We start from the raw sequence: 21,157 nt of genomic DNA, 5'->3' as shown, positions 1-21,157 counted from the left end.
CCGCAATTGAATCTCTGTTATGCTTCAATTTATTTCGATGAACGTGTGTTTGTTTAATTAGGGATTGAAGTGCAGAAATAAATGTGAAGTTGCCTCTATACCTTGCTTTTGTTTCCCGACAAGTCTAATGTAGATTAAGCGATCACTTCGGCGTAAAACCTCAACAATTGGGCGATGTGACCTAAAATATCAAGCGGTTTTCCCGTCTAGATTGCTTCTAACAATAAAGCCCGATATCCCGCTTGCACAAAATGAAAATCAGCCGTTGCCGCATCAATCAAACTATTCTCTGACATCACCGTAAAAGAAATACAATCCGTCAAACCCCAATCCTTATCTGGTCTAGCACTATAAAGCTCCAAAGCACGACCCAACAACGCCGTATCCACCGTAACCACCCTAATATTTGGAGTTTGATAACACTGTCGAATAAATTGAGAAGCAGCACCACGATTCATTGCACTAAAAGCATTTCCCACCTCAACCAACACCGCCTCAGTTACCCATACCTCTCTCGCATTGTAAACTCTCGGTAATAGAACCTTTGCCCTTTGATGATGCCGATCTTTAGAATTCAGCAATGCCTGAATAAATGACGTGTCTAGCAATAATCGCTCTCTCATGACTCATTCTCAGCCTGTCGTTTAGGAGTTCCATACAAATAATGGTCATGCTCCGCCGACCAATCTTCAGGAGCCTCAACCGTTCCCGTCAAATTCTCTAACAAATCCCAAGCATTCTGAACAGGAGCTACTTCTTCAGGAACAATCATGATTAAATAGCGCTTATTTCGCTCAAGTTTAAGCGGCTTATCTGGTGTAAGCACCGACCCATCGAAAGTAACTGATAGCAGTTCATTCATAACAATGTTTTAGTAGGCTAGATTTACTATCTTATATCCTATCGAATAGCCGATGAATATAGTGGTAAAGATTTAGCGATCGCCTATACCCTTAGCCAACAATATGAGTTAGCATAATACACATAGACAATGTGTATTCATAATATGTATCAACGCATCAACATCACATTACCCAACGAAACACTACAGCTACTCGATCGCATTGCAACCAAAGGCGATCAGTTATAAATTTACCTTCAATATTCACCGTGTTAAACTGTACTGAATAGGACTTAACCCGACTGGAGGCAACAAATGACAATTAAAGAAAAAATGATCGAAGAGATCGGTCAAGCCTCCGAAGAATCCTTAATTCAACTAATGCAACTTTGGCAACAAGTCAAAAAAACATCCATATCAACTTCTATCTCTAAGCATGGTTTCATGCGTTTTGCAGGTATCGCAAAGCCAGAAAGCCACACCCTCCAACAAATTGAAAAAGACATTGAAATTAACCGTGAACTAGATTTACAAAGACTCATTCCATGAGGCAAAAGGTTCTATTAGATTCCAACATGATTTCCTACTTCTTGCGTGGTGAGCCATCCGTAATCACAGAACTGGAAAAACACCAAAAATACTTCGATCAACTAACATTCTCTATACTCACTTACTATTGATATTTTTATTGGTGCTACAGCAATACAGCATGATCTAGTTCTCGTCACCGCAAATACTAAGCATTTCCAAATCATGCAAAATCTCAAACATACAAACTGGATGAATCACTCATAGCCTATCGTTTAGCAGTTTCATACAAATTTTGATCAACAATATGAGTTAGCATAATACACATAGCCAATGTGTACCCATATATGTATCAACGCATTAACATCACATTACCCAACGAAACCCTACAGCTACTTGATCGCATTGCACCCAAAGGCGATCGCAGTCACTTCATTGACCAAGCCATTAAGTACTACATCAACGCCGAAGCCAAGAAAAATCTACGGGACAAGCTCAAACAGGGCGCATTGCGTCGCGCAGATCGAGACTTAGGGATTACTCAAGACTGGTTTAATATCGATGAGGAATCATGGCAAAACGGAAAATAGAATTTCCCAAGAGAGGCGAAATCTATTTGGTTAATTTTGACCCTACAGTTGGTTCAGAAATTCAGAAAACTAGACCCGCTCTCATTCTCCAAAATGATATTTCCAATCAATACAGCCCCATTACCATCGTTGCTGCCATCACATCCCAATTCGACCCTGAGACCTATCCCACAGAAGTTCTAATCAATTCTCCTGAAGGTGGACTAACCGTGACATCCGTAGTGCTTCTCAATCAGATTCGTTCTATTGACAAACAACGCTTAGTCAAAAGAATGGGTATCATCTCCAATCACCTCATGGGATATGTGGATAATGCAATTCAAATTAGCTTGGGATTGATTGAACTATAGAATTAGTTGGCGATCGCCCATAACAAGCTTGCTACAATAAACACAACTCACAATCTCCAAATCACAAACCATGCAAATCATACTAGAAGTCCCCGATCGCCTCGGAGAAAAACTACAACGACTAGGCGATCAACTCCCTGAAACCCTAGATCGCCTACTTCAAGACATTCCCACCACAGAAACGCTATCTTACCAAGACGATCGCCAAATTGTCGAGCTTCTAGCCAGTCAACCCAGTCCTGAAGCAATCCTCGCCATCCGTCCCACACCAGCCTTACAAGCGCGGATGAGCGAACTACTCGAACGCAACAAATCTGGAAGCCTTTCCCGAACCGAAGAAGCCGAACTCGATCGCTACTTACTCTTAGAGCATTGGGTAAGATTAGCTAAAGCCCATGCATATAAACAATTACAGAAAGCAGCATGAGCTATGTATCAGTTCCCCTACGTCGGCTAGTCATCCAACGTGCTGAAGAACAGTGCGAGTATTGTCGATATCCTCAAGCAGCTTCATTCTTTACTTTTGAAATAGAACATATCATTGCTGAAAAACACGATGGCATTACCGAAGCTGAAAATCTGGCTTTAGCTTGTCCTTGCTGCAATCGTTTCAAAGGCACTGACCTCGGTTCTATTGATCCTGAGACAAAGCAGCTAACTCCATTTTTTAATCCCCGTATTCAGCAATGGTCAGATCACTTTTGCCTACAAGGAGGAACCATTCTCCCACTTACTCCTGAAGGGCGTGTCACTGCTAAAATCCTCCAATTTAACCTTCAAGAACGTGTTATCGAACGTGAACAACTCATCAGTATTGGGAAATATCCAGTACCCTAAGAATTTCTTGAAGCAACATGACTTTCACAGCAGTCCTAGAGAACATAGCAAGATCACCCATCGCTACAAAAATAGGCGAGAAACTCAAAACAGCCAAAAGCATATCCCTATCAGGACTATCATTAATTTGCTTTTGAACAACTATCTACACATTTTCCTTTAATGACTGATGTTACGTGGAAGGAATTCCTACCAATGGCGAGAGTCTGTGGCTGGCACGGGGGCACAGCCCCTACAAAATCTAAATTATTTTGGTAGGGGCAATCCCCCCGTGGTTGCCCTGCTTGACTAGTAGCAAGAGATTCTTCATCTGAGTTCCACGTAACATCAGTAATGACTAATCGTCTTTAGCTAAATCTCTTGTTTGGATTTTAATAGAAGCACTTCGATCGCATGAAACGGACTTTCGTAAAACTTGATCGACATAGTTTTAGATTACATATTCCTAAACACTCACAAATTATATAAAATTTTATATAACAAGTCAAATATAGATTTAGCGATCGCCTACGTACTTAACCATGAAATGACAAGGCGATCGCACTTCATTAGATTGCAATAATAAACACAGTTCTGATAATCTGCGATCGCCATAACTATTTTGATTTCGAGAGGTTAAGCTCGTAAATCTTCTAACTTCTGTAACGCTTTACCACTGTTGATGATTTCTTGAGCATGAACGATCGCATCAGCAATTTCGTCATGCATTCCATAAAGCCAGAGATAGAATCCACAGTTCCATAATACCGAGTTGAGATATTCAGAAGGTTCCGCTTTGAGAGCAGAAATGATTTTGATAGACATTTCTGATGCATCTGCGATCGCAGGATCTTCGGAGCTAAATCCATAATTCCTTGCTGATAGGGTTAATCGCTCAAATTGATCACTGTGGTTGATACCGATAATCGCAGTACGCGATCGCGGCAAATCTACACTTCCCTCCCAGCCTTTAACAGTAGCAAATTCGGTAATGCCATGCTGAGCAAAGGCTTCGCGGATATTAGTTTCGGTAGGTGGATGCACAAAACCTGACACTATAAATTGTTTTCCTTGATAGGGTGACCACATTAACTCAAGGGTAGCAAAGGGTGGGCGCTTACCGATTTGCTCGCGATAGGCGACTAGTCCTTGAGCAAGTGGAAAATGCTTGGGCAAATAGACAAATCCAAAATTTTGAGTTTCGAGGTTGTGTTGGACTTGCTCAATGGAGAAATCTTGCCAATTTAAGCCCAATGCTTGCCAAATTTCGATAAAAGGTAACCCTTCTTTAGTAGGCATCCGATCGCCTCCATGCATCAACACAGGAATACCCGCCGTCGCTAAGACGATCGCTGTCACAGGACTAACTGGTGCAGTCTTCGATCTGCCATCGTAGGGCGATCCCAGCACTAAAACCTGTTTTGTCGATGCGATCGGCGCGACCTTTGCGCCCAAAAGTTTATAAGCATCGAGCATCCCTGCCAATTCTTCACTGGTTGGACGTTTAATCCGATGGGCGATCATAAATGCGCCAATCTGAGCAGGAGTTGCAACTCCCTGTAACATCATGATCGTGGCAGCTTCAGCCTCTTGGCGCGTCAAGCTTTTGCTGGTATGTGTACCGCTCCCAACTTTACGCAAAAATTCGCGAAATTCTTTACTCATTACTCTAAGGGTAAATTTAATGCAAAAGTCGGTTAGATGTTGAATTATAGCCTAGAAAGTAGATAGTCTCTGCTTTCTAGCCTTACAGGGCACTTTTTAAAGCCACAGGAATTTCCTGCTGAATCATCTGGGCAGCAAGCTTACAAAAATATTGAATTGGGGGAATTTGGATGCGATCGCTCGTAGTGACTAAGACTATTTCACGAGTTAGGCATGGTTCATTGAGCGATCGCACTACTAAGTCTGGATCGTGAGTTAACTCCACTAAAAAAGTTTCTGGAAGCAAGGCAACCAAACTACCTTGCTTAACTACACCGCGAAAAGCTTCAAGGGAATTCAACTCAAGAGCTGCATTTAAACGCAGCCCTTGACGATTGAATTGGTCTTGGACGAGACGCTGTAATCCATAGCCGTCTTTAAATACGGCTTGGGGGACATTATGTAAGTCTTTCCATGTAAGTGATTCTTTTCGGCAAAGGGGATGATTAACAGTCAGCAAAAGTTGAATTTTTTCTTCATAGAGTTTCTCAACTACCATTTCGGAACTTGCGGTTAAAAATGGATTATTCATGACGATCGCAATGTCTATCAATCCATCTTTAAGAACTTTAAGAGCGCGATCGCTTCCCAAGGTTGTCACTCGGAGCTGGACATTCGGATAAGCCTTAGAAAACTTTTGCAATATTGGTGGTAGCTGATAAGCACAGGCTGAAGGAATCCCTGCCACACATAGCTCTGTTTGTTTTCCTGCCTGCAAATCGAGTAATTCTTGTTCGGCAGTTGACCAAATTTGACAAATTTTCTTAGCATGGATTAACAGGCGATCGCCGCCTACTGTTAGCTTCGCGTTCCCCTGACGATGAAACAGCGAGATACCGACAGTTGCCTCTAAAGACTGTACCTGTCGGCTGATGGTTGACTGGCTAACTCCACATTTTTGGGCAGCTTGCTGAAAGTTTCCTGTTTCAGCAACTGCCAAAAATGCTTGTAACTGTTCCAAACGCATGAAAAATTAACGATAGCTTTAGTGATCTCCATTATCATTAAGCAACTTCTAGAGCTTTGGAAAAGTAGCGCTAGTAACAAGTGCATTGAATACAGCGATTTGAGATAAAAAAATGCAGCGCTAAGCGCTGCATTTTTTTATCTCATTTAACTAACGATTCGCCGAAAGTACGAATTGTGGGCAATGTATCAGTAAACCAGCCTAGCCCCAGCCCAGCCCCAGCGATTAGAGCAAGAACAAAGAAATTCCAGCCACGATTATTCATGAAAGCCCGAAGCTCATTTCTCGCAACATATATCAGTAGCACCCAAACTACACTAATCCCCAGTGACAATAGAAACTGCGACTTTTGATAAAACACAAATATTACTGCTGCGATCGCCCATCCTACAGAGAATAACCAATCCACACCAAAGGCGATCGCCCCAGCGGGAATCCAGATGCGCCAATCAGCCTTGTGTACTGAAAGTAGCCATCCATAGGCAATATAACCAACCAAAACTAGAGCAAGAGATAGGATAGGCAATTTTCGTATTGTACGCATATTTTGCATCTCCAGATTAAAAGTATTAGTCACAGGTTATAGCGCAAAGCGCTACATCTAGTGCATTTTACGATTAGATCAAAAAAAAGAGATGCGACGTTTTGCGCTGCATCTCTTTTTTTATCTAAGCTGATTTAGCATCAACTTCATCGAAACTTTTATAACATTTCTCCGCGTCGTAGATATGACAGCGATCACCAATATCCTTCATTAAAGCCCAAGAGAACTTAGTCTTGTACATATACTGACCCCAATTCTCATCGAGAGACTTATGTGCTAAGCGTAAGTTATACGAGGGAATACCAGTCGAAACATGGTGAGGGACATGCACATTTATATCGTGACATAACCACTCAACCCAAGCTGGATAGTCGCAATGGACAGTTCCTGTTAGCTGGTCGGTAGCTGCGTGCCATTTGTCCTTATCTTTGAATTGAATATCTGGCATTGTGTGATGAACAATCGTAAAAGTGCTCATCCAAAAGTGATATACAAGCCAAGGCATTACAAAAAAGCTGATAAAGCCAAAGAATCCTGTGGTGATAATCAAAGTTGGAAATGCGATCGCCGCGAAGGCAATTACCAATCTATAGGAAAACTTGACTTGAGACTGCTGGCGCTCAGGATAGATGCTGGCATTAAAATGTAAGTTTGCCCAATGAATAATCGAGCCAGTCCACCAAAAACGGGTGCGAATCAATCGATAAACATTGGAAATAAGCCCTTTTCCTTTCTCATATTCATCGATGGTAAATGGATACCAAGCATTATCTTCACCCATCTTATTGGTATGCAGATGGTGATAATCATGCTTGAATCGCCAACCGTGGAAAGGAAAAATCAATGGTAAGAAAGCAATATGACCAACAAGATCATTAACCCAAATTTTATTTGAGAAAGATCGATGTCCGCAGTCATGTCCAATTACGAACCAGCCAGTTAGAGCCGTACCTGTAAAAATCCAAGCAAAAGGCAATAAGTACCAAGGAGAAAACGCAATGCTGGCATAACCAAGCGCAGCAGTTGTTAATGAGAATAAAACACTCAACCAAGCTCTGAGAGGTTTTTTCTCAAAGTATTCAGAAGGGATAGTTTTAATAATGTCGCGGAGGGTCGTCTCAGGGGTAAGAGTGTGTGAAGAGTTTTGTATGGCAACCACTACTGAGCACTCCCTACGGTGGTCAGGCGTTGACGGCTTAAGCTTTGCAATTGCTGGAAAAGAACATCGATATCTGATTGCAATTCCGCAAGTTCAGCCTGAACTTCTTCGGAATATAACTTTTTAGCGGTTACGTTCAATTTAGAAATCTCTTTAGATGGGGCTTCAGTTTGTTTGCTCATACTTCCTTTAAAACGTTTGAAAACGTTGCGATCACACCACGAAAACAACAAAAATATCTTATAACTCAGATTCTATCTTATGTCATGTGTATTTTTGTGTACCATAAATATATCTAATGAGTAATTATACGGATCGAATTAGTTGTAACTGTCACTTAGTACACAGACAAAGTGATTAATTCACATGTTCCCTAGCTCCAAAATGAAAGTCTAGGCTTTGTAAAATTTTTGTTTTTTACAGCGCGTTGCATCTAAACACAAACCAATAAATATCTTAAAAGTCCTGCAAAGCATGACTTTTAAGATATTTATTGTGATTAATTTGATCGCAAATTGCCGCAAGTCTTAGTATTTAGTCCCAAGAGGTGTATCGGCGAATAAAATTGGAGCGATCGCAGCTGCCGATCCGAGACGATCATCGGCGTATTCCTCAAGGCTATAGTACTGATCCATGCGATCGCATAGTCCTTCTGGACTAAGGCTTTGAATATTGTGACTAATGATATAGCTTTGAGCCGCAGAGCCACGAAAAGCTGCAAAGGCTTCTTCGCAATAGGCTTGCTTAGAATCATTGGAAGCAGCCATCCAGTCAGATCCATGCATATTGCCACTGAGAATCGGCTGACCATTAGCTGGGATCACAGGACGGCGTTCAGCAGCGATCGCCCATCGGGGCACTGAGAAAAGACTGGATATCAGCACAATAACTAAAACTAGTCTTGCCAGAATATGAAAATTAAAAATTTTAGTCATAATTTGATCGAATTCGGGAGGAAAAGTCGTTAAGGTTTGATAACATTTCCTGATTAATCGCACTAAACATATCAAAATAATAATCGTAATATTATCGAATAGGTTGTATTGTCTAATTTCTAGGGATTTTTAAGCTTCTTTATAAATCCCCAATCCCGATAGTTTCGTTAAACTCATGTTGTTTACGATACAGAAAAAATTCATCTCTCCTAGTTCATCCAACTTACTAAATTTTTCAAGCCCGCCAAATGTCCGAACATTATCTAAATCATCCCACTTTTGGCTTGCTATCTCGCTTATGTAGAGTAGATGAGTTTCGTAGTTTGTTCACAACACTCTACGCACAAAGGTTGTTTTTCCTAATTACTACTAGTCCTGACGGAGTTCAGTTTGAGCCTGTCTCGCGAGCAGATGCCAAGCTCATGGTCGAAAACCAAATGAGATCTCTGCGGCGCAGTGGGACTGATAATGAACAAAAAAATTTACAGCACATATATAAGCGAACTTTTTCCCAATGACCTCGCGTATTTCTCTTAAAGCTGCCGCAAAAATTAATCTCTATCTGGAGATTACGGGAAATCGTGTTGATGGTTATCACGATTTAGTGATGATCTTGCAGAGTATCGATCTGTGCGATCGCGTTGATATTCGTAAAATTGGGACTGATGAAATTCAAGTTCTATGTACTAATCCTGAAGTGCCCTGTGATCGCACTAATTTGGCTTACAAGGCGGCAGCTTTGATGCAGAGTATTTATCCAGAGATTGGGGGGCTGGAAATTGCGATCGATAAGCAGATTCCTATGGGGGCAGGTTTAGCTGGTGGCTCGGCAAATGCCGCCTCAGTTTTTGTGGGGATTGATCGCCTTTGGGATTTGGGACTCACCCAGTCACAGCTTTGTGATTTTGCTGCCCAGTTAGGCTCCGATATTCCTTTCTGCGTTTCTGGTGGCACAGCTTTAGCTACAGGTCGAGGCGAAGTTCTTTCGCCTTTGCCTGATCTCACAGATTTAGTATTAGTAATTTGTAAACCACGTCAGATTGCGATCGCTACCGCATGGGCATACCAAACTTTCCGCAAGCAAGGTTTGCTGGCAACCAGTCAAGTTAAAAACCAAAATTTGTCTAGCCAAATCGTGGCAGCGATCGCCTCTGGTGGTGAGTCTGCTCCAACTAAAATCGGACGATTGTTGTATAACGATTTAGAACGCGTAGTTTTGCCTGAATATCCTGCGATCGCAGATCTCAAAAATAAATTGCTCGATCAAGAATGTCTTGGCGCAATGATGTCAGGTTCAGGATCAACGGTATTTGCGATCGCGCCTGATCTAGATCGCGCTCAGCAAATTGCTGAAGCAGTAAGAACTGATGATATCGATGTTTGGGTAGTTAAGAGCCTAGTTCGTTCTATTTTTGATGCTTAAGCTTCATGTCTGTAATCGCTGGCATCTTGTAAACGATCTCGATCTAACAATTCTATTTGTGAACCATTAATTGCAATTAATCCTTCATGGCTCAGGCGATACAATGCTCTAGATAGGGTGGCGGGAATTGTCCCCAAAGTCGCAGCTAGTTGAGTTTTAGTGACATCTAAAGTAATGACATTAGCCTGATTTTCGCGATCGCTTAAATCTAATAGATAGGATGCTAGTCTTTGCGGTACATCTTTGCATGATAGTTCTTCGACCATATGCGCTAGTTTGCGTGCGTGGTTCGCTAGACTCATCAACATATTGATAGCGATCGCAGGATATTGGTGAAGTAAATCCAGAAATGGAAGCCGAGGAAAGAAGATTAATTCTGTATATTCCAATGCGATCGCTGATGCTGGAAAAGCTTTGCCGTCAAGGGCGGGAACCTCAGCAAAGTAATCACATATGTTGAGCAAATGTAAGATTTGTTCTTTGCCATTAGATGCCATTTTAAATACCTTGACCCGCCCCGTTTGGACTGCAAAAAATCCTGTCGCCACACTATCTTGAAAAAAGATCATCTCTCCTTTTTGAAATTTTTGCAGTTGAGCGATTTGGGCTAAAGGCATCAGTTGCTCCGATGACAATCCTCGAAAAATAAGAATCATTTGAAGCCAACTACTTAACTCTGTTCTATTTAACATTTCATTCAAAAATTTATGGCATAGCTTACAGCGCTTTGCGATCAAACCCAAACCGAGGAAAAATCTGAAAACATTGCTTTGCAAAGCTTTCAGATTTTTCCTCGTGGTTCGTTTGATCAGAAATTGCTGTAAATCAATACTAAGGACAAAGTTAGCTAGAAATGGAGCTATAAGAGCAAAGCTTATGAAAATCAGGGTGAGATTTAATCAAGGTAAGGTCTAAATCTAGCAATCAAATAAAGCGTTCAAGGAAAAGGTGATATGAAAACCGCGATAGAGAATATCTGGTATAGTCTAAGTATGAAACAGCTACGTGATGGGCGTTACAATGCCATTAAACGATGCGACTGAAAATCATTTAGCAGAAATTTTAGAGCGTATTATATCGTTATCTTTAGAGATTAGTAATGCCTCAAATTTGAACGATCTGTTGAACGTTGTTGTTCAACAGACAAGAGATCTGCTGGGATGCGATCGCGCATTAATATATCAGTTTCTTTCCGATGGCGATGGCGTGGTGATGGCTGAGTCAGTGGGTGAGGGGTGGACTGCAATTGTTGGGGAATTAATTGGCGATCCTTGCTTTGCCAGCAAATATGCTCAGCTTTATCAAGAAGGTAAATTTAGCGTTATCGAAGATACGCATACTAAGCTAATGGAGCCATGTTATGCAAATTTGTTAGCAAGGATGCAGGTAAGAGCAAATCTAGTTATGCCAATCTTGGTTGGTTCGCAACCGCATCTATTTGGTTTGCTGATTGTCCATCAATGCGATCGCCCCCGTTATTGGCAACCTTCAGAAATCAGTCTACTCCATAACATCGCAACTCAATTAGGAATCGCGCTAGGGAGTTCCAAATTTCAGATATTAATCACAAACCAACCCAAAATCCCTTTATCAACTACGCAGTCAGTATCTAACTCGACAGAATATCGCCAATTTGAGCCAGAACTACTCTGGCAAGAAGTCCTATTACAAACAATGTCCGAGGCATCGCCACTCGCCTTTTTTGTGGTAGACAACCGCACTGATAAGATTCTCTACTTTAACCATTATTTTTGTGAGATTTGGAATATTGAGCATTTAGAAGCGAGAATGCAAAGTGGGGAACTGAAAAACAACGATATTATTCCTGATTGCATTCCCTTAATCGCTAATTTATCTGCTTTTATTGAATCCTGTAAACCGTTACAGAGTGAAGAAAATCGCATCACTATTGAAGATGAAATTCCATTTGTAGACCAGCGTATAATTCGCCGCTTTTCTAAGCAAATTCGCGATCTCCAAGATCGATATTTTGGCAGATTATACATATTTGAAGATATTACCGAGCGTAAACAGAAAGAATATATCCTCAAAGTTGATGCCGAACGTAGGCAGTTTGCGCTCGAAAGCAGTGGGGACGGCGTTTGGGACTGGAACGTACAAACTAATGAGGTCTTCTTCTCTCCTCGCTGGAAAGCTATGCTTGGATTTGAAGATAGCGAAATTAATAACGATTTTAACGAATGGCATATTCGCGTTCATCCAGAAGATCTTGAGAATGCTTATGCAGAGATTGATAAACATTCTCTTGGTGAAACCAGCCAATTCGAGATCGAACATCGTCTTCAATGCAAAGATGGTAGTTATAAATGGATCTTGTCAAGGGGAAAGATTATTAGTCGCGTCGCCGATGGCGCTCCCTTGCGATTTCTTGGTACCCATGTGGATATTAGCGATCGCAAACGTGCTGAATTTGCCTTAAAAGAAAGTAAAGCTAAACTAAGAGAAGCCTATGAGGAGCAGAATGCGCTATTTGCAGCCATGAGTGATGTGGTTTTAGTTCGTAATGCTGAAGGAACTTGTCTCAAAGTCGTTACTACTAAAACCACAAATTTGTTGGGCACTCTTAAAGAAGTGATAAGTAAGTCTATTTATGAAGAACTTCCTTGGTCAGTCGCTGAAATTATTGTGAAGGCAACTAGAGAAGCTTTAGCAACCAAAAAAATCGTAAGTTGTGAATATAGTTTAGATATTAATGGTAAAGAAATTTGGTTTGATGCCAATATCTCACCTATATCTGAAGATAAAGTGATTCAATTTGCTAGAGATATTACGGAGCGAAAGCAAAATGAAATTGCATTGCGTGAAAGCGAATCTAGATTTCAACAATTGGCAGATCATGCCCCAGTCTTAATTTGGCTAGCTGGATTAGATAAGCTCTGTTACCACTTTAACAAGAGTTGGTTAGACTTCACTGGGCGAACGACAGAGCAGGAATATGGGAATGGGTGGGCTGAGGGTGTGCATCCTGATGATTTGCAATTTTGCTTAGATACCTATGTCCAAGCCTTTGAAGCCCGTCAAAAGTTTGAGATGGAGTATCGCCTCAGACGATTTGATGGCGAATATCGCTGGCTTCTAGATACAGGTGTACCGCGATTTGATGCTAATGGAGAATTTTTAGGTTATATCGGTTCCTGTATTGATATTAGCGATCGCAAGCTAGCCGAAATAGAACTCGCCAAAGCGAAGGAAGATGCAGAAGCGGCGGCAAAGGCTAAGAGTAATTTTCTGGCAAATATGAGTCATGAGCTACGGACACCGATGAATGGTGTATTGGGTATAGCAGAATTACTTTCCGCCACTAATTTGACCGCAGAACAGCAAAATCTTGTCCAAATTATTCAAGATAGTGGAGATACCTTACTAGCGATCGTCAACGATATCCTTGATTTCTCTAAAATCGAAGCAGGGATGATGACACTAGAAGCTAAGGAATTTGTTTTAGATGATATTTTGTCGTCTGTATGCAAGCTTTTAAACAAACAAGCCTTAGATAAGCAGATCCAACTCAATTATGCGATCGCTTCCCATCTTCCCAGCAAATTTATTGGTGATAGTACGCGACTCCACCAAATCCTACTAAACCTAATTGGCAATGCCATTAAATTTACGCAAAGTGGTCATGTAGCGATCGCTATTAGTGGTCAATCGCCTAATAACAAAACTGAGCCATACAAACTCACCTTTGCCGTGCGTGATACAGGCATAGGCATTCAGCACGAATATCTAGCGGAACTCTTTCAAGCCTTTACTCAAGCCGATGCTTCGATCAGTAGAAGATATGGTGGTACAGGACTGGGCTTAGCCATTACTAAACGTTTAGTAGAATTAATGGGAGGTACAATTTGGGCAGAAAGCCTCGGTCATGTTGGTGGTAATCCGCCATTAAATTGGCTACCCACCTTAGATTCACAAGGCACTACCTTCCATTTTGAGATCGATCTATTGCCTAGCTTCTCAACGCCTCACACCGCAAAACTGGATAGCAATGAACTCAAAATTGATACCCATATGTCTGAGAAATTTCCTCTCCGCATTTTGTTAGTAGAAGACAACCTCTTCAATCAAAAAATTGCCAGTATTACTCTTAAAAAATTAGGATATCAAGCCGATATTGCTAACAATGGGTTAGAGGCGATCGCGGCTGTTCAACAAAAAGTTTACGACTTGGTGTTAATGGATGTACAAATGCCAGAAATGGATGGCTTGACCGCCACCAGACATATTCGCCAAAATTCTATGGATCAACCGTGGATCGTGGCAATAACCGCAAATGTAATGCCAGAGGATCGTAAGGCTTGTTTGGAAGCAGGGATGAATTATTACCTGAGCAAGCCCTTTAAAATTCAAGATATAGTTCGGATATTTTCTACCTTAAGATCTAATACCATGTAAGGCCGACTGTCTATTTTTAGACTGGGAAGGAAGTATATATAAGTCGGATTTGACTTAAGTCAAAGGCTTCTTCGTTAATCTTCTCCTATGCTGGTTTCACAAGACAAAAAAGAAACCAAATGACAACATTATTTGAAAAACTCGGCGGCGCAGGAGCAGTTGCCGTAGCGGTAGATCGATTCTACGAAAGAGTATTACAGGATGATCGCATCAAACACTTTTTCGCAAATACAGATATGGTGAAGCAAAGAAATCACCAAAAAGCTTTTCTCACCTATGCTTTTGGCGGTGCTGATAAATATGACGGTCATCACATGCGTCAAGCCCATAAAGATTTGGTGAGTAATCAGGGTCTAAATAGCGATCATTTTGAGGCTGTTACCGAAGATTTGATGATTACCCTCAAAGAGATGGGAGTAAATGATGACCTCTTGGCAGAAGTAGCAGCAGTGGCGGCAGCGCCTCAACATAAAAAAGATGTCTTGAACGGCTAGATGTTTTTTCAAAGTGCGGCTTTGCCTCACTTTGAACTTATAAAAAATGAGATTAATTGAGATTTTAAAGATATGACAACTTTGCAAATCAGTGACACCGTAGGTCAAATTGTTCGCGATCGCTCTTCCCTTTCTCGTCTGTTTGAACAAGCCAAAGTTGACTATTGCTGTGGCGGCAAGAAGTCTCTGGAGGAAGCTTGTCATAAGCAAGGTATTGATCCGCAAGTATTTCTTTCCCAACTCCAAGCGATCGCTAATTCAACCGAAGATCCTGAGATAACCGTAGCAAATTTATCCCTCACCGAACTAGCTGACCACATCGAACAAACTCATCATGCCTATCTGCATACTGAGCTACCTCGTTTGGAAAAGATGGTAACTAAAGTTGCGGCAGTACATGGTGAAAAGGAACCACGATTGCACCAAATCAAGGATATATTTCTTGCTGTATCCCAAGAACTGGAAACGCATTTGCAGAAAGAAGAGAAGATTTTATTCCCGATGATCCGTCAGTTAGAATCTAGCACCACAGTTCCCTCTCTCCATTGCGGCACTATCGTAAATCCTGTGCATCAGATGGAATTTGAACATGATGAAGCTGGTGTTGCCCTCGGTCAGTTGTGTCAACTCACTAATAATTACAATCCTCCAGAATGGGCTTGCAACACCTATCGCGCCATGCTGGATGGTTTGCTGAACTTTGAGCAAGATATGCATCAACATATTCATAAGGAAAACAATATTCTGTTTCCTAAAGCGATCGCGCTAGAGCAAGTCAAAGCCAATCAGAGCTAATCAGAATTAAGCGATCGCAGTATTTTTGAAACCTAGACTAAGGCAGGTTACACCTGTAAATCACAAAATGTTATTTAAAATCTTAGTTGTTTTGCATATCTTAGGAGCCACAGTCTGGACAGGTGGTCATCTGGTATTGGCTGTAACCGTTCTGCCTCAAGCACTCAAGCACCGCGATCCCGATCGCATTCATCAATTTGAAGAACATTTTGAAGGATTTGGACTGACTGCACTGTTGTTACAGGTGACTACAGGACTATGGCTCACATGGATTTATTTTCCGAATTTCCAGAACTTCTTAGCCTTTGATTCTTATCTGTCAACTTATATCTGCATCAAACTATTACTTCTGTCAGGTACGATCGCCTTGGCAATTCATGCACGCTTTTTTATCATTCCAAATCTTACTAAAGAGACTTTGAATTCCTTGGCTTATCACATTGTTGGAGTGACGACACTAGCTGTTCTATTTGTTATTTTGGGCGCAGGAATTCGCCTCGGTGGTTTCTTGTAAAAGAAAAAGGGGCGCATTCGCCCCTTTTTCTTTTACAGCAGCTCTTTGAGCTTCAATTGATATTCTTCAGGAGTAATACTTCCTGCTTTCAGCTCCTCATTTAGCAACTGAACTTGAGGCTCGATCGCTTGTTTCTTCGCTGCAATTTCATCAGCTTTAGTTTTGTAAACAGCTTCACCCTCTTTCTTCGCTTGTTTAAAAGCTTGACGGAGACTAAAGCTATCCATTTCGCCACCAGATGCATAGTATTCGTTGGCAACTTTGCCAAGCGCCCATGTACTTGCATAAGCAGTAGTTGCACCAACTACCATGCCAAAAACAGGAACAAGTTTAGCTAGATTGCTAACTGCGATCCTTGTACCAGTGATTCCTAAACTCCCAAAAAGGGCTTTGCGAAGATTTTCGTTAGCGCGATCGTAGCCCCAGCTTTGACCGATCGCTTGAGCGAGATCAAGTTGGTTCCAGTAGATCAACATATCGAAGGCGATCGCGATCCCAGGGATGGGGAAAGCACCTAAAACTGCATTCAAAAAACAAGCATCGGTAGTCGCACTTTCAACCTCGGCTGCCCGTTTATCAGGATCATCGATTTGACGCACCTGTTCCGAGATAGAAGATTTGGTGGAGCGACGCTCTAGGGTCTCCAGCCATTCTTGTTTGCCCCAAAGCCTAGAACTCGTGAAAGTTGAACCAATTTTATCTAAAAGCTCTTTTTCTTCTGAACTGCACTCACCATCGATATTTGCCATCGCATAGGCAGACTGATAAACCATCTCCTGCGCGATCTCGCTAGTGATTTGGGTCAATAATGTATCGATTGGCTCATCTTCTTCATTCAAGAGGCGATCAACGGTAACGCCTTCAGGTAGATGGATTTCTTCAAAAGTATCGGCAAGACTGGAAAACTCTTCTTCAAGCAGTTTACCGTCGGCTTTTGCCATGCTTACCAAAACCTTAAAGCTTGCCAAAACTTCTTGCTGATTGACTACGGACATCGAAGGCTTTCTCCTTTCCAGAAATTATCAATGATGGTAACAGCGATCGCGATCTAAGTTTGTATAAAGCTAGTCTAAGAGAGTACGCCCTTTCGTCGCATAGTCTCACAAACTATTTAGGTTTGCTATAGACAAGAAACTATATTGTAAACTTATTTTAACTAACGTTAGCAATCACACTTAAGCCTGCTGTAACCAAAGTCAATGCAACCAACCGATCCGAAAAAATTTACCGAAAAAGCATGGGAAGCGATCGTCAAGTCGCAAGAGGTCGCAAGGCGATCGCAGCATCAACAACTTGAAGTCGAGCATTTGCTGATGGCGCTCTTGGAGCAAGAAGATGGCTTAACCACAAATGTATTTGCGGCGATGTCCGTACCGATGGCGCGGGCGCGGCGACAGGTTGAAGAATTTTTGCGGCGACAGGCTCGTGTGGCGAGTCCAGAGCAGTTGTATTTGGGGCGCAGCTTGGAGATATGGCTCGATCGCGCTGAGGAGAGTCGCAAGGGCTTTGGTGATGACTTTATGGCAGTTGAGCATATGCTGTTGGGCTTAGCCGATGACGATCGCATCGGTAAGCGGCTATATCGGGATTTAAGCATTGATCGCAAAAAATTAGAAGAAACAATCAAATCACTACGGGGTAGCCAGACCATCACCGATCAAAATCCTGAAGCAAAGTATGCTGCTTTGGAAAAATATGGCCGCGATCTTACAGAACAGGCGAAGCAAGGCAAACTCGATCCTGTGATTGGTCGTGACGATGAGATTCGGCGGGTGGTACAGGTATTATCGCGGCGGACTAAAAATAATCCTGTGTTGATTGGTGAACCAGGGGTTGGTAAAACAGCGATCGCAGAGGGACTTGCCCAGCGTATTATTCGTGGCGACGTACCAGAGTCTCTTAAAGATCGCACGATTATTAGTATGGACATGGGGTCGCTGATTGCAGGGGCAAAATATCGGGGGGAATTTGAAGATCGCCTGAAAGCAGTTCTAAAAGAAGTTCTCAATTCCGATGGCAAAATAGTGCTATTCATTGATGAATTGCATACCGTGGTGGGTGCAGGAGCCACACAGCAAGGCGCAATGGATGCAGGAAATATTCTCAAGCCGATGTTAGCACGAGGTGAATTGCGCTGTATTGGCGCAACGACCTTAGATGAATATCGTCAATACATAGAGAAAGATGCAGCTCTAGAGCGTCGTTTTCAGCAAGTTTTAATCGAGCAGCCGACAGTCGAAGATACAATTTCGATTTTGCGTGGTCTAAAAGAGCGCTACGAATTACACCATGGCGTAACTATTTCTGATTCAGCACTAGTAGCGGCGGCGACCCTTTCTAATCGCTATATTACCGATCGCTTTTTGCCAGATAAAGCGATCGATCTTGTGGATGAATCAGCAGCCAAATTAAAAATGGAAATGGATTCCCGACCACTAGAGCTAGATGAAATTGATCGTCGGATCAGACAGCTAGAGATGGAAAGATTTTCTTTGCAAAAAGAAAAAGATGCCACTGCTGTCGAACGAATGGAAGCAGATGGCAAAGTAGTCTATAAGAACAAGAGCAGTAAAGCCGTACAGGATCGACTGGAACGCCTTGACAATGAGATGAATGAACTCAGCGATCGCTTTACCAGTCTCAATGATCGTTGGCAACTTGAGAAAGATGCCGTGACGAATTTACGTTCATTGAAAGAACAAATCGATCAAACTAAGCAGCAAATCGATCAGATGGAGCGCGAGTTTAATCTTAATAAAGCCGCAGAACTCAAATATGGGAAATTAACTGAGCTAGAGAAAAATCTGGATGAAGCTGAGTTAGAAATTAGCCTTGCGGGTTCTGAAGGATCTCTGTCTCGCGAGCAAGTTACTGAAGATGATATTGCCGAAATTGTAGCGCGTTGGACGGGAATTCCTCTTAACAAATTATTGCTTTCAGAACGGCAGAAATTACTGACTTTAGAAAAACATCTCCACGATCGCGTTATTGGTCAAGAAGAAGCGGTAACTTCGGTAGCTTCAGCAATTCGTCGCGCTCGTGCGGGTATGAATGATCCCAATCGTCCAATTGGTTCATTTCTATTTTTGGGTCCCACGGGCGTGGGCAAAACTGAGCTGGCTCGCACCCTTGCCGAATTTCTATTTGATTCCGATGCCTCGATGGTGCGGATCGATATGTCGGAATATATGGAGAAACATTCGGTTTCGCGATTAATCGGTGCGCCTCCTGGATATGTTGGCTATGAGGAAGGCGGACAATTTTCAGAAGCCGTGCGTCGCCATCCTTACTCAGTAGTACTATTTGATGAGGTCGAGAAGGCGCATCCTGATGTATTTAATATTCTTTTACAAGTTCTTGATGATGGGAGAATTACCGATAGTCAAGGGCGCTTGGTAGATTGCAAAAACACGGTGATCATCATGACCAGTAATATCGGTAGCGATCGCATTCTCGAAGTGTCAAAGGATTTATCCAGCGATCTTGATGGCGACTCTCGCTATGATGAAATGCGCGATAAAGTCCTTGATGTCCTTCGCAATCACTTCCGTCCCGAATTTCTCAATCGCATTGATGAAACCGTAATCTTCCATGCTTTACGGCGCAATGAAATTCGCTCGATTGCTACGTTGCAAATTAAACGTATTGAAAATCGACTTAGCGATCGCAAGATTTCTTTAAAACTAAGCGAAGAAGCGAAAGACTATATTGCTGCGGTTGGCTATGATCCTTCCTATGGTGCGCGTCCTTTAAAACGAGCGATTCAAAGGGAGATCGAAAATCCGATCGCCAATAAAATTCTAGAAGGAACTTTTGCGGAAGGTCATCAGATTTCGATTACGGTTGAGGATGACAAACTAGTTTTTAGCTAAAGTATCAAGGATGTGCGGCGCTTTGCGCCGCACATCCTTGACATATAGAGCAGTTGAGAGATTTTTATGCAAAATACTCGTCTTAGTACAATTGTCAGTGGTAGCGTTACAAGAATATCGCAATGGTCACGGAACCCTTGGCGGCGAACATCTTTTATACTGATTAGTCTGTTGTTCGGATTCTTTTTAGCATCAGTGGTCTCCACTGCTTCTGGAGCAAAATCTGAGCAAGATATCGTGAGCGCAGCCATTGTAGTTTTGATTGTGGAGCTTACTAATCGCTATGTTTATAGTACTAAAAGAGTAACTTCTGTTGATGGAAGCTTAGCCCCAAGACTACTGACTACTGAAATATTGAATTCTATTAAGTTAGGCTTGGTATATGGACTATTTCTAGAAGCCTTCAAGCTTGGTTCATGATTAAGAAAGAGAGCTTTCTTAACAAAAAAACTTTAAAAAGTGCTGCGAAGCAGCACTTTTTAAAGTTTTTTTGTAGTCTAACTACGTCGGTGGGTGACTTGATCAGCGTAGTCGGCAATGCGAGAAGGCATTGATGCGCCTGTCAAGATAACATTGACCTTGGACGATCTCGTTTCTAGCACCTCTAGCAATTCTTCCTCTGTGATTAGCGATCGCGCTACGAGCAAATTCGCTTCGTCTAAAATAACTAAACTTGCATGTTCTAACTTAATCGCAACCTTGGCATATTCCCATAGCTCCAGTACCGCCAATTTCTCGACATCCGTCAATTCGATATCATCCTGTGACAAGTCCCGCTGAGCTTCACAACGGAGCCATTCCAAGTTTTCGACTAGCCGCCGAGGATTTTTCAACCCTTGATTAATGCCTGTTTGAAATGGTTGTACTAGTAATACCTGTGTGCCTTGACCCGCTACCCGCAAGCCTTGCGCGATGATATCAGCGTAGAGATTGCGGTGGGGCGCGATAAACACCTGCACATTGCCTTTAATTGGGGTCACGATAGATGCGCTTTTAGGCGATTTGAGATCTGTTGGATTAGTTTTGGTCTGATTCTGGTTGTTTTTTGTTGGTTTCGTCTTAATCTGAGCCGTCTTAATTTGAGCCACCATAAACAAATCTAGTGTTTAAATTTCCACTATGCATCATAGCAGACACTAGATGTAGAAATTGTTCCTCTTGAGCTGCAATGGCGTTGGGATGGTCTAGATCTATGTCTAGGGCAAAGTT

24 protein-coding genes are annotated in these 21,157 nt (G+C 42.1%); 13 read left to right on the top strand and 11 right to left on the bottom strand.

All coding sequences use genetic code 11. The features are described 5' to 3' along the window. Positions 1-206 precede the first annotated feature (206 nt). Positions 207-623: a type II toxin-antitoxin system VapC family toxin gene (locus PseudUWO311_RS12170; RefSeq protein ID WP_142655495.1), complete on the bottom strand. Its 417-nt coding sequence runs from the start codon at positions 621-623 to the stop codon at positions 207-209. After that, entirely contained in the window at positions 620-862 is a 243-nt protein-coding gene (locus tag PseudUWO311_RS12165) for a hypothetical protein (RefSeq protein ID WP_142655494.1), read from the bottom strand. Before PseudUWO311_RS12165 ends, PseudUWO311_RS12170 begins: the two co-directional genes overlap by 4 nt. A gap of 294 nt (positions 863-1,156) precedes the next feature. Here PseudUWO311_RS12165 and PseudUWO311_RS12160 point away from each other — a divergent pair, with 294 nt between their 5' ends. The 5 genes from PseudUWO311_RS12160 to PseudUWO311_RS12135 all read left to right on the top strand — a co-directional run bounded on the left by PseudUWO311_RS12160 (position 1,157) and on the right by PseudUWO311_RS12135 (position 3,146). Beyond that, positions 1,157-1,390, top strand: coding sequence for a hypothetical protein (locus tag PseudUWO311_RS12160; protein ID WP_142655493.1), 234 nt, complete (start codon positions 1,157-1,159; stop codon positions 1,388-1,390). A gap of 326 nt (positions 1,391-1,716) precedes the next feature. Beyond that, positions 1,717-1,959: a ribbon-helix-helix domain-containing protein gene (locus PseudUWO311_RS12150; protein ID WP_142655492.1), complete on the top strand. Its 243-nt coding sequence runs from the start codon at positions 1,717-1,719 to the stop codon at positions 1,957-1,959. Next, positions 1,941-2,309 (top strand): type II toxin-antitoxin system PemK/MazF family toxin, encoded by a 369-nt coding sequence (locus PseudUWO311_RS12145; protein ID WP_190303474.1) that lies wholly within the window; start codon positions 1,941-1,943, stop codon positions 2,307-2,309. Before PseudUWO311_RS12150 ends, PseudUWO311_RS12145 begins: the two co-directional genes overlap by 19 nt. Before the next feature lie 70 nt (positions 2,310-2,379). Next, the gene (locus tag PseudUWO311_RS12140) at positions 2,380-2,736 is read left to right on the top strand and encodes a hypothetical protein (protein ID WP_142655490.1); all 357 of its coding nucleotides are present in this window, start codon (positions 2,380-2,382) and stop codon (positions 2,734-2,736) included. Beyond that, positions 2,733-3,146 carry an HNH endonuclease gene (locus PseudUWO311_RS12135; protein WP_142655489.1) on the top strand — a complete coding sequence of 138 codons (414 nt, stop codon included), beginning with the start codon at positions 2,733-2,735 and terminating at the stop codon, positions 3,144-3,146. Before PseudUWO311_RS12140 ends, PseudUWO311_RS12135 begins: the two co-directional genes overlap by 4 nt. 615 nt (positions 3,147-3,761) lie before the next feature. Here PseudUWO311_RS12135 and PseudUWO311_RS12130 read toward each other — a convergent pair. The 6 genes from PseudUWO311_RS12130 to PseudUWO311_RS12105 all read right to left on the bottom strand — a co-directional run bounded on the left by PseudUWO311_RS12130 (position 3,762) and on the right by PseudUWO311_RS12105 (position 8,434). Then, entirely contained in the window at positions 3,762-4,790 is a 1,029-nt protein-coding gene (locus tag PseudUWO311_RS12130; protein WP_142655488.1) for an anthranilate phosphoribosyltransferase family protein, read from the bottom strand. Between the two features lie 82 nt (positions 4,791-4,872). Further along, positions 4,873-5,796, bottom strand: coding sequence for a LysR family transcriptional regulator (locus tag PseudUWO311_RS12125; RefSeq protein ID WP_142655487.1), 924 nt, complete (start codon positions 5,794-5,796; stop codon positions 4,873-4,875). A gap of 142 nt (positions 5,797-5,938) precedes the next feature. Next, on the bottom strand, positions 5,939-6,340 hold the full coding sequence (locus PseudUWO311_RS12120) for a hypothetical protein (protein ID WP_142655486.1): 402 nt from the start codon (positions 6,338-6,340) through the stop codon (positions 5,939-5,941). Positions 6,341-6,464: 124 nt separating this feature from the next. Next, on the bottom strand, positions 6,465-7,499 hold the full coding sequence (locus PseudUWO311_RS12115) for a fatty acid desaturase (RefSeq protein WP_142655485.1): 1,035 nt from the start codon (positions 7,497-7,499) through the stop codon (positions 6,465-6,467). Further along, positions 7,499-7,681 carry a hypothetical protein gene (locus tag PseudUWO311_RS12110; protein ID WP_142655484.1) on the bottom strand — a complete coding sequence of 61 codons (183 nt, stop codon included), beginning with the start codon at positions 7,679-7,681 and terminating at the stop codon, positions 7,499-7,501. Before PseudUWO311_RS12110 ends, PseudUWO311_RS12115 begins: the two co-directional genes overlap by 1 nt. A 345-nt stretch (positions 7,682-8,026) precedes the next feature. Beyond that, positions 8,027-8,434 (bottom strand): hypothetical protein, encoded by a 408-nt coding sequence (locus PseudUWO311_RS12105; RefSeq protein ID WP_142655483.1) that lies wholly within the window; start codon positions 8,432-8,434, stop codon positions 8,027-8,029. A 248-nt stretch (positions 8,435-8,682) separates the two neighbouring features. Here PseudUWO311_RS12105 and pipX point away from each other — a divergent pair, with 248 nt between their 5' ends. Next, entirely contained in the window at positions 8,683-8,952 is a 270-nt protein-coding gene (gene pipX / locus PseudUWO311_RS12100) for a transcriptional coactivator PipX (RefSeq protein ID WP_142655482.1), read from the top strand. Then, positions 8,949-9,857, top strand: a complete 909-nt coding sequence (gene ispE / locus PseudUWO311_RS12095; protein WP_142655481.1) for a 4-(cytidine 5'-diphospho)-2-C-methyl-D-erythritol kinase — start codon at positions 8,949-8,951, stop codon at positions 9,855-9,857. The genes pipX and ispE overlap by 4 nt, the downstream gene beginning before the upstream one ends. Here ispE and PseudUWO311_RS12090 read toward each other — a convergent pair. Continuing rightward, a complete protein-coding gene (locus tag PseudUWO311_RS12090) occupies positions 9,854-10,549 on the bottom strand; it encodes a Crp/Fnr family transcriptional regulator (RefSeq protein ID WP_142655480.1) in 696 nt (231 codons plus the stop codon). The two genes, ispE and PseudUWO311_RS12090, sit on opposite strands and share 4 nt — an antisense overlap. Before the next feature lie 328 nt (positions 10,550-10,877). On the opposite strand from PseudUWO311_RS12090, the gene PseudUWO311_RS12085 reads away from it, so the two are divergent. The 4 genes from PseudUWO311_RS12085 (at position 10,878) to PseudUWO311_RS12070 (ending at position 16,076) form a co-directional block, all read left to right on the top strand. Then, positions 10,878-14,273: a PAS domain S-box protein gene (locus PseudUWO311_RS12085; protein ID WP_190303473.1), complete on the top strand. Its 3,396-nt coding sequence runs from the start codon at positions 10,878-10,880 to the stop codon at positions 14,271-14,273. 119 nt (positions 14,274-14,392) lie between these two features. Then, positions 14,393-14,767: a group I truncated hemoglobin gene (locus PseudUWO311_RS12080; RefSeq protein WP_142655478.1), complete on the top strand. Its 375-nt coding sequence runs from the start codon at positions 14,393-14,395 to the stop codon at positions 14,765-14,767. Positions 14,768-14,839: 72 nt separating this feature from the next. Beyond that, on the top strand, positions 14,840-15,562 hold the full coding sequence (ric, locus tag PseudUWO311_RS12075; RefSeq protein ID WP_142655477.1) for an iron-sulfur cluster repair di-iron protein: 723 nt from the start codon (positions 14,840-14,842) through the stop codon (positions 15,560-15,562). Positions 15,563-15,629: 67 nt separating this feature from the next. Further along, entirely contained in the window at positions 15,630-16,076 is a 447-nt protein-coding gene (locus PseudUWO311_RS12070; RefSeq protein WP_142655476.1) for a CopD family protein, read from the top strand. Between the two features lie 32 nt (positions 16,077-16,108). On the opposite strand, the gene PseudUWO311_RS12065 is transcribed toward PseudUWO311_RS12070, so the two are convergent. Further along, entirely contained in the window at positions 16,109-17,071 is a 963-nt protein-coding gene (locus tag PseudUWO311_RS12065) for a hypothetical protein (RefSeq protein WP_142655475.1), read from the bottom strand. A 204-nt stretch (positions 17,072-17,275) separates the two neighbouring features. Here PseudUWO311_RS12065 and clpB point away from each other — a divergent pair, with 204 nt between their 5' ends. Both clpB and PseudUWO311_RS12055 read left to right on the top strand, forming a co-directional pair. Further along, a complete protein-coding gene (gene clpB / locus PseudUWO311_RS12060; RefSeq protein WP_142655474.1) occupies positions 17,276-19,948 on the top strand; it encodes an ATP-dependent chaperone ClpB in 2,673 nt (890 codons plus the stop codon). A 66-nt stretch (positions 19,949-20,014) separates the two neighbouring features. Then, entirely contained in the window at positions 20,015-20,368 is a 354-nt protein-coding gene (locus PseudUWO311_RS12055; RefSeq protein WP_142655473.1) for a DUF565 domain-containing protein, read from the top strand. A gap of 77 nt (positions 20,369-20,445) precedes the next feature. Here the strand turns inward: PseudUWO311_RS12055 and PseudUWO311_RS12050 are convergent, their stop codons facing one another. Next, positions 20,446-21,039: a cob(I)yrinic acid a,c-diamide adenosyltransferase gene (locus tag PseudUWO311_RS12050; protein WP_142655472.1), complete on the bottom strand. Its 594-nt coding sequence runs from the start codon at positions 21,037-21,039 to the stop codon at positions 20,446-20,448. Between the last annotated feature and the right edge of the window lie 118 nt (positions 21,040-21,157).

It is taken from the genome of Pseudanabaena sp. UWO311, from assembly GCF_006937785.1.
Taxonomy (GTDB): Bacteria; Cyanobacteriota; Cyanobacteriia; order Pseudanabaenales; family Pseudanabaenaceae; genus Pseudanabaena.
The sequence above is the reverse complement of the archived record's forward strand: the minus strand, read 5'-3'. Positions and strand labels throughout refer to the sequence as shown.